We start from the raw sequence: 8,544 nt of genomic DNA on the forward strand, positions 1-8,544 counted from the left end.
GGTCAAGACTGGCCGCCGCGCAGGTCAGCCCGGCGGGCCTGAAGGCCGATATCAGGCGGTCGCGGCAAAGCCTGCGGGAAACCGCCGTGCGGGCCCGCCCTGCCCTGATGCGGCTGATCGAGCGGCGCACCGTGTCGCTGGAGTCGCAAGGCAAGCTGCTAGAGACCCTGTCCTATCACGCAACGCTGAGCCGGGGCTTTGCCATCGTGCGCGGTGAGGATGGCAAGCTGATCCGCTCATCCGGCGCGGCAGCGGGCGCGGCGGCGTTCAAGGTGAGTTTCTCGGATGGCGATGTGTTGGCTGCGCCGCTTGACGGGCCGCCCCCGCCTGCGAGTCCCGCGCCCAAAACGAAGAAAGCCCCGACCAAGGCTGGTCAGGGCTCTCTGTTCTAGTTCGCTCGGGCTGACTTAGACGCCCGCGATGTCTTCCGACAGGACCGTCATCTGGAACTGGTAGGATGTCTCGCCTTCGTCGACATCCTTGTAGACCAGTGCGATGAATTCGGCACCGAGATAAACCTCAACGGAATCAGAGGTCTTGTCGCGCGCCAGCAGGCGCAGGCTCGGGTGTAGTTTCTCTTTCAGGTACGCCTCAAGACGCAGTGTTTCTTCACGTTCCATGACGCATGCTCCTTCGTAATTCAGCGGCGCAACCTAGTCTTTTTCTTTTGCAGCGCAACAGCGACACCTGCAATGCGACGCGAAAGCAGTGGGAATAACCGTATCAGCCGGGATCTCTCGCGATACGAAAGCCGATCGAGTCATCACGTCCGGTATCGGGATAGGAGTCGCGATAGGCCGAGCGGACATAGGAGGGTACCTTCTCCCAACTACCGCCGCGCAGGACGCGGGACCGGCAGTTGCGCTGCTCATAGGCTGCAGCTGTCCCGGCGCGACCCAGATAGCTGGACGACCAGCAATCCGCGACCCATTCTGCCGCATTGCCGTGCATTTCATACAAGCCAAACGGATTGGGCGCATAGGTCCTGGCAGGCATAAGCGTGCGCGGCCAGCCGCCTCTCTGGCTGCCATTGTACTCGCGCATGGCGTTGAAATTGGCCGCGTCACCTGGCAGCGCCTCGCCGGTATAGAACGCCGTTTGGGTGCCGGCGCGCGCCGCGTACTCCCATTCCGCTTCCGACAGGAGGCGGTAGGGCTCACCCGATACCTGGGTGTTCAACCACGCGATATAGGTCTGCGTTTCGGGCCAGGTGATGTTCACAACCGGAAAGCTTGGCTGGAGCCACTGGTCGGACCGCGTCTCGTCATCGGCTTTGATATCCGCGCAGCCACCGGCATCCCGACACGCCTTGATGTCGGCCCAGGTAATTTCGGTGGCGGACACCGCAAATGTCGCAACCTGCGCCTGCCATTGCGGCCCCTCCCCGCTCTTGCGTTCGGCTTCGCTGTCGGGCGATCCCATTGTGAATGTGCCCGCCGGGACGACGATCATTTCCGGGCAGGTCAGGCAGTCCTTGAACGTGCGCTCGGAAAGACCGGAATCTGCGGCTGCGGCCGTGAACGCCGCCGCGCGCAGGATGTCGGACACGTCCGTGAAGGTACCTGCCGATGGTGTTGGAGAGGCCGTATTTGCGGTCGACCGGGACGTGCTGGCCGCGTGTGGCAAGCGGCCAGAGGCGGACGAGGCCACCAGCACGGGAGACGGGCCGCCATTGCAGCCGGCAAAGCAGAAATCCGCGCCCGTCAGGCCGGAATTGTAGAAGGGGGTCTGAAGACCATTGGTCGATTGCCTTACCCGGTCAGCAACGCGTTTGAAGACCTGTTCAGCGATCAGGTTCTGAGTCGTCAGCGTGTCAGCCAGTGCGGCAGCGAAAGCACTGTTTCCGCCATCGCCGTCAAAGGCCACATAGCCCGGCGCTGTTGAGTAGGAGATCAGCAATCCGGCAGCGGGTTTCACTTCGGCGAGACCACCGCCAGCGCCCCGCGTGGAACTGGGGAGGGGATTGTTGCGGCAGGCGTCCAGAATGACGAAGTTCACGCTGTTCCCGGCGTCTTCAACATAGCGAAGGGCATCGCCCAGACGTGGCGCCTGACGCCAGATATCCTGCTCGGACCGGGCGGTGGAATCCACCGGAACGAGATAGTTCAGTCCCTGAGACTGGACGCCGTGGCCTGCATAATAAATCAGCCCGATCGCCGTGGGTCCGGCGGCCTTGAGGCGCGCACCGTGCGCCGCAAACGCCACTTCCATCTCGGCTTCGGTCGCGTTGATGACTGTATCGACCTGGAAGCCTACATTGGACAGCGCATTCGCAATCAGGCTTGCATCGCGGGCCGGGTTTTCCAGTGCCCAGCCTGTCTGGGTGTAGGCAGAGTTGCCGATCACCAGCGCGAAGCGCGGCTGCGGCGGTGCTTCGGCACGCGAAGAAAATGTGAAAACAAGACCGACGAGGGCCAATAAGAATAAGCGCAGCATGGCGAGCGTCCCCTCTCGCGTTAGGACCAGTACCCCAGCGCAATCATACTAGACGCAATTCCCACCGTGTCGAAAGCAAAGGATGCAGCAGCCTATTTGGCCATGTCGTCAGGGATGTTCTGGTCCATCGTCTTGGCTGGCTGGCAACAGAGCGGCTGACCGACGATCCTGGCCGGGACACCGGCAACCGTGCAATGGGCCGGGACGTCCTTCAGCACGACACTGCCGGCGGCCACCTTGGCTTCGTCGCCAATAGTGATGTTACCCAGGACCTTCGCACCGACAGACACGAGTACGCCGCGTCCGATTTTCGGGTGGCGGTCGCCGACTTCCTTGCCTGTCCCGCCCAGCGTTACGCCCTGCATGATCGAGCAGCCGTCACCGACGACCGTGGTTTCGCCGATGGTGATTGCAGTCGCGTGGTCGAGCATGACGCCAGTACCGATGCGCGCGGCGGGGTGGATGTCGACACCGAACAGTTCCGAAGCGATGCCCTGGAAGTGGAAGGCGAGCGACTCCCTGCCCTGTCTCCAGAGGACGTGAGCGACACGGTGTGTCTGTAGCGCCAGGAAGCCCTTGAAGAAAAGGAATGGCTGCAACATGCCACGGCAGGCGGGGTCACGTTCCAGCACGGCCTGCATGTCCGCTTCGGCCGCCACAAGAAGCGATGGATCAGAATCATAGGCGGTCGAGAGGATGTGGCGGACCTGAAGCGTTCCCATGACCGGACCGCCCAGCTTTTCAGCGAGGTGATAGGAGAGTGCCTGGCACAGTGTGGAATGGGCCAGGATGGCCGCATTGATGTAGCTGGCGAGCGTCGGCTCTTCCGCCGCTGCGGCAGCCGCCTCAAAACGCAACCGGCTCCAGGCAGGTGGCGGGGCACCGATATCAGGGTTTACGACCATTCCAGCCTCCATCAGAATTTGGCTTACTCGCCACATGGGCGGCAGATTGCCGCGTATCAAGTTCCAGCACGTTCACAATTACCTCATTCCGCGGGGGCGCGCCGCCGACCGAACAGGTAGGTCAATGTTTTTCGCATAGGTTTCAAGGTCATGATGCGAAACACGGCTGGCGTGAAGTAAAGCGCCAAGAGGGCCGATCCGGCCACGCCGCCTGAGATTCCGGCTGCCAACGGCATCCAGAAAGAATCCCCTGACAGGAGGATAGGAATGAACCCGCCCATGGTTGTCAGGGTGGTGGCGACGATGTGGCGGGTGGCATCCACGACGATCTCGCGTTGGGCGATCACGTCATCGGCCATGGCAGCCGGACTGGCCTTGAGCAGCGACAGGACAACAATCGAACCATTGATGGCGATACCCAGCAGGCCGAGGCCACCAATGATCGCATTGAAACCAAAGGGCAGGTTGAATAGCCAGACCCCGAAGAAGGCGAGCCCCATCGACAGGAAGCCGGTGGTCAGGATCAACAGCATCATGCGGAACGAGTTGAACACGAGCATGATCGCGCCGGCCATAACGAGGATCAGGGGAATACCGACCCCGGCCAGATTGCCGATTGCCTCGCCTGAGTTTTCCGCCTCGCCGCCAATGCGGATGGCATAGCCCGGCGGCAGCGTGAAATTGCTGGCCTCGAGCCGGGCCTGGAAGTCTGCGAAGACCGGCGCCGGCAACGTATAGGGATCGAGAAACGCGAGGATCTGGTTCATGCGCTGGCCGTCGCGGCGCGAGATCACGGCCGTCTTGGGATCCAGCGACATGATCCCGAGCGCGGACAGGGGCGTGCCGTCGCCGACGGTCATGGCACGCAAATCGGTCAGCGTGCCGCGACGATCATCGGGGCCGATCACGATGACGGGCAGTTCTTCGGTCCCTTCTACAATAGAGCCAGCGCGGACGCCTTCCAGCTCTGCATTCATGGCTGAAGCGAGTTGGGTGAGGCGTTGACCGGCAAGTGCGGACGCCGATTCGTCGGCTTTCAAGCTGACTGTTGGCGCGCCGAGTTCAAGCGAAGCGACCGTATAGGTGACGCCCGGAGTCTGCGCGAGAATGGTGCGCGCTTCGTCCCCGAGGCGGCCGAGGATATCGAAATCGTCACCGAGGATCGTGAAATCAATCGGGGCATCAGCCGGAGGGCCCTGCTCGAATGGCAAGGCAAGGAAGCGCGCGCCCGGGAATTCCGCGCGCATCTCGCTCTGGACCCTGGCGACAATCTCGTGCGTGCGCTGGTTTCCGTCCAGCTGGACCCAGCCGGCTGCAAAGCCCTCAACGCCTTCCGTATTGTTGATCATGTTATAGTAGACGCGTGGCGACGGCTCACCCAGGACCCACGTGACAGACTTCACGCCCTCCATCGCCTGGATCAGTTCGCTGGCATGTTTCGTTGACACGATCGTGTCGGACAGGCTGGCCTCCGGCGGCAACTGCATCATGACCTGGAACTGATCTCTCTCCGTCTGCGGAAAGAATTGCGATGGCAATTGTCCGACCAGGTAGAAGCCGAGGATGGCTGGCGCGACTGCCAGGAGGATACCGAGCGGCGGAAACCGCAAGACAGCTTCGACGGTAGCCCGGTAGCCGTCGGAGACGAAATCGACCGATACGCCATCGCGCCACCAACGGCGCGGACGTTTATGCTCGCCGGTTTCCCAGCCCCGCGTGCGATCGAACCAACCCGCCATCGCAGGGATGAGCGTCACCGAAACGACGAAGGAGGCGGTGATCGAATAGACGACTGACAGGCCGATCATGCCGATAAATTCACCCGCTCCGCCGGGCAGAAGGGCAATTGGCGCGAACGCCAACGCGGTCGTAAGCGTCGAGGCCGCAAGCGGGGCGAACAGATGTTTGAGGCTCTTGTCGATCGACTGGAGGCGCGTCGCGCCGCGGGCCCGCATCTGGTCAAAGTCGTCGACAACGACGATGGCATTGTCGATCAGCAGGCCGAGTGAAATCACGAGGCCGGTGACCGACATCTGGTGCAGGGGATTCCCGAAAACCTTGAACAGGATCAGGACGAGAGCAACGGTCAGCGGTATAGCCGAACCGACGACGAGCGCAGACCGCCAGCCCATCGTGAAGAACAGGACGACGAACACGATACAGGCTGACATCAGCAGGTTCTTGGCGAGGCCGTTCAGTCGCGCGTTCGTGTATGTACTCTGGTCGAAAACCGTTTCAATACGCAGTCCGGGCGGTGCATCCACGGCAAAATCCCGCACGACGCGATGCGCCGTCTCGGCCCATTTGTCGACGCGCTGGTCTTCTGAAATGAAGGCGCCCACGAAGATGGCGCGCTTGCCGTTTTCCAATGCCATCCGGACGGACGGATCTTCAAACCCCTTCTGGACAACTGCCACATCGCTGACGCGTACAGCCGTTCCATCCGGCCGCTGCAGGAGCGGCACGCTGCGGATGCGGGATATGTTGTCGAACTCGCCACCGACTTCGAGACCGATATTGCCACCGTCAGAGCGAAGGCGCCCGGCCGGCGTCTTGCTGTCCGCCGATGCGATGAGCGATGCAGCCTGACGAACTGTCAGGCCCGCCGCTGACAATGCATCAGGGTCGACGACGATGCGGACCTCCTCGGCAGGCACACCATAGAGGTCGGTCAGCTCTGTACCGGGCAGTCGCTGGAAACGGTCCTGGAGATTCAGCGCCATACGCCGCATGACCGCGAGCGGCGGATCGCCCTCGCCCTCCCAGACGAGTCCGACGACCAGTGTCGCAGCGCCGACATATTGCCGGTGAATATCCGGCGCGTTGGTACCGGATGGGAATTGGGTCTTGGCGAATTCGACCTTCTGGCGGATCAGAGTCCAGGCATCATCGACTTCCGCTTCGGTGAGATCGTCACGAATTTGCAGGCTGACCTGCGACACGCCGGGACGTGACACGGACTGCACTTCGTTGACTTCGGGCAGCTCCATCAGGGCCGCTTCAACCGGTTCAGTGACGAGCGCTTCCATGCGCTCGGCGTCCGCGCCCGGGAGGGTCGTGAGGACAAAGCCGTAGCGCTCGATCAGCGTCGGGTCTTCCTGCCGGCCAAGCGAGAACATCGCACCAAGGCCACCGATGAGGATAACCATGATGATCAGGATGGTGAGGCGCGGAAGGCGGAAGAAAATTGTGAACATGACGGCGGGAGCCTCAGCCTTCGTTTGACGCGTCGGCGCTGGTCGCATCACGCGGCACGACGGGCATGCCCGGCGCAATGCGCTGGAGCCCGTCGACAATCACACGGTCGCCTTCCTGAACGGGGCCGCGAACGAAACCGCGTCCGCCTTCGGAATGCACCATCTCGACCGGCCGTCGCTCAGCGCGCCAGCCATGTTCGGACGGGGCGGCGACGAATACGGTCCACAGGCCGCGGGACGCCGTGGACATGGCCTTCACAGGCACCCAGAAGCCAGGCTCGTCGATTTCGCGCTCCATCGAAAGCCGGACGACGGCCCCCACAGCGAGGTTGCCCGAATTCTCAATGTCGAACATCGCGGCGACCGTGCGCCTGTCGGCATCAATCACGCCCGTAACGGTACGTAGTTTTGCGTCAACCGTGCCTGTATCGGCAACCAGTTTGTACATTTCACCCGGTATCAGGCGCGCGGCGCTGACCGCCGGAAGGCCGATCCGTGCTTCGAGATGACCTGCCTCCACCAATTCCAGTATCAGCGTGCCGGGCGCAGCGATCGCGCCTTCATCAACCATCCTCGCGGTGACAACACCGTCAAATGGCGCCGTGATACGCGCGAGGTCGATCTGGACGCGCAAAGTGTCGGCCTGCGCCTGGGCCGCTTCGATGCGGGCCAGGGACGTGTTGGCCTGAGCTTCTGCCTCATCGACGCGCTGTTGCGAGACGTGGCCCTGCAATTTGAGCGTTCGTTGGCGTTCGACCGTATTCAAGGCCAGGGAGTGGGCCGCGCGCGCTTCTTCAACCACCGCATCAGCCGAGGCGAGTTGGGCACCCAGGCTACGCGTGTCGAGGCGAGCCAGCGTCGCGCCCTGTTTAACCCGGTCGCCGACATCGGCACTGATTGAGTCTATGCGGCCACCACTGGAAAAGCCGAGCTGGCTCTTGCGGCGCGCCTCGGCGAGTCCGCTAAAGGATTCATCGATCCTGAATTCCTTGGCCAGGCGGACCGGCATGACAGACACAGTCAGCGGGTCCGGTTCGACCGTTGCCACTTTTGGCCCTTCGGCGCTGCGCAGCTGGATAGCTGCGAATATCAGTCCTGCCCCAAACAGGAACAGGATCACCAAGAAGGCCAGGCCCTTCAGAAACGTCGGGCGCTTCTCTCGGGTCTCGTCGCCCTGATAGTAATCGGAACGCGTCATGGTCTTAGTCCTCAGGGGTAAAATCAGGGTGCCGCACTTCGCCGGGCGATTGCAGACCCCGGAAAACGAGGTCGGCGTGGAAGGCGATAAAGGCGCTCGCGGAAACGGGTTCGTCGGTCGGCAGAAGTGCCGGGAAGTTCGGCATGTGCGTCATCAATTGCGCGAGACCATGGGACGCCGCCCACACGGATTTCGCTGATAGGTAAGGGTCAAGTTCGGGATCGAACACGCCGAGTGACTGGCCTTCGCGTACCATGTTGACGAGGACACCGAAGGCCCGCCCTTTATTGGTCTTCGCGAACGCCGCCCAGTCCTCGGATTGAACCTGAACCGGCGCACCCTGAGCGTTTGAAAACGCTGCGGCGTAGTGGTGCGGGCGCTCCATCGCCGTTACAATATAGGTCGTCACACACGCCCGTCCTCGTTGCGAGAACGGTGCGTCTGCGCAGGAAATCTTGCCGACGCGAGACAGGAGGCGTTCGAAGAAAACTTCCTTGAGTTCGTCGATCAGCTCCTCTTTGGACCCGAAATACTTGTAGATGGCGGACGGCGAGTAATCGATCTCTTCGGCAAGCCGGCGAATTGAAAGACCCGCCTCGCCCTCGGTCGCAAAAACACGTTCGGCAGCTTCGATTATCGCGCCGCGCACTTTAAGGCGGCGGCGTTCCGCCGGCGTCGCTTCAAGGGACATGTCATCTGGCATGGCGCGTCAAATATCGCTGAAACATGTTCAGAAAGTGAACACTGTTCACCAAATTAGTCCTGACCCACGGCGCGAGCAAGCAGAAACACGCGAGAAGCCTCTTTC

7 protein-coding genes are annotated in these 8,544 nt (G+C 62.0%); 1 reads left to right on the forward strand and 6 read right to left on the reverse strand.

The window, feature by feature from the left end; all coding sequences use genetic code 11:
- A partial coding sequence (locus tag AADA04_RS11595) for an exodeoxyribonuclease VII large subunit (RefSeq protein ID WP_340693429.1) occupies positions 1-392 on the forward strand: 392 nt, incomplete at its 5' end.
- Positions 393-407: 15 nt separating this feature from the next.
- On the opposite strand, the gene AADA04_RS11600 is transcribed toward AADA04_RS11595, so the two are convergent.
- From AADA04_RS11600 to AADA04_RS11625, 6 genes are all read right to left on the reverse strand, one after another.
- Positions 408-620 carry a DUF3126 family protein gene (locus tag AADA04_RS11600; RefSeq protein ID WP_340693430.1) on the reverse strand — a complete coding sequence of 71 codons (213 nt, stop codon included), beginning with the start codon at positions 618-620 and terminating at the stop codon, positions 408-410.
- A 103-nt stretch (positions 621-723) separates the two neighbouring features.
- Entirely contained in the window at positions 724-2,436 is a 1,713-nt protein-coding gene (locus AADA04_RS11605) for an SUMF1/EgtB/PvdO family nonheme iron enzyme (protein ID WP_340693431.1), read from the reverse strand.
- A 92-nt stretch (positions 2,437-2,528) separates the two neighbouring features.
- Positions 2,529-3,341 (reverse strand): serine O-acetyltransferase, encoded by an 813-nt coding sequence (gene cysE / locus AADA04_RS11610; RefSeq protein ID WP_340693432.1) that lies wholly within the window; start codon positions 3,339-3,341, stop codon positions 2,529-2,531.
- A gap of 83 nt (positions 3,342-3,424) precedes the next feature.
- Positions 3,425-6,538 carry an efflux RND transporter permease subunit gene (locus tag AADA04_RS11615; protein WP_340693433.1) on the reverse strand — a complete coding sequence of 1,038 codons (3,114 nt, stop codon included), beginning with the start codon at positions 6,536-6,538 and terminating at the stop codon, positions 3,425-3,427.
- 13 nt (positions 6,539-6,551) lie between these two features.
- On the reverse strand, positions 6,552-7,736 hold the full coding sequence (locus tag AADA04_RS11620) for an efflux RND transporter periplasmic adaptor subunit (RefSeq protein ID WP_340693434.1): 1,185 nt from the start codon (positions 7,734-7,736) through the stop codon (positions 6,552-6,554).
- Between the two features lie 4 nt (positions 7,737-7,740).
- Positions 7,741-8,439 carry a TetR/AcrR family transcriptional regulator gene (locus AADA04_RS11625; protein WP_340693435.1) on the reverse strand — a complete coding sequence of 233 codons (699 nt, stop codon included), beginning with the start codon at positions 8,437-8,439 and terminating at the stop codon, positions 7,741-7,743.
- Positions 8,440-8,544: the final 105 nt, after the last annotated feature.

The organism is Hyphomonas sp. (genome assembly GCF_037969335.1).
Taxonomy (GTDB): domain Bacteria; phylum Pseudomonadota; class Alphaproteobacteria; order Caulobacterales; family Hyphomonadaceae; genus Hyphomonas.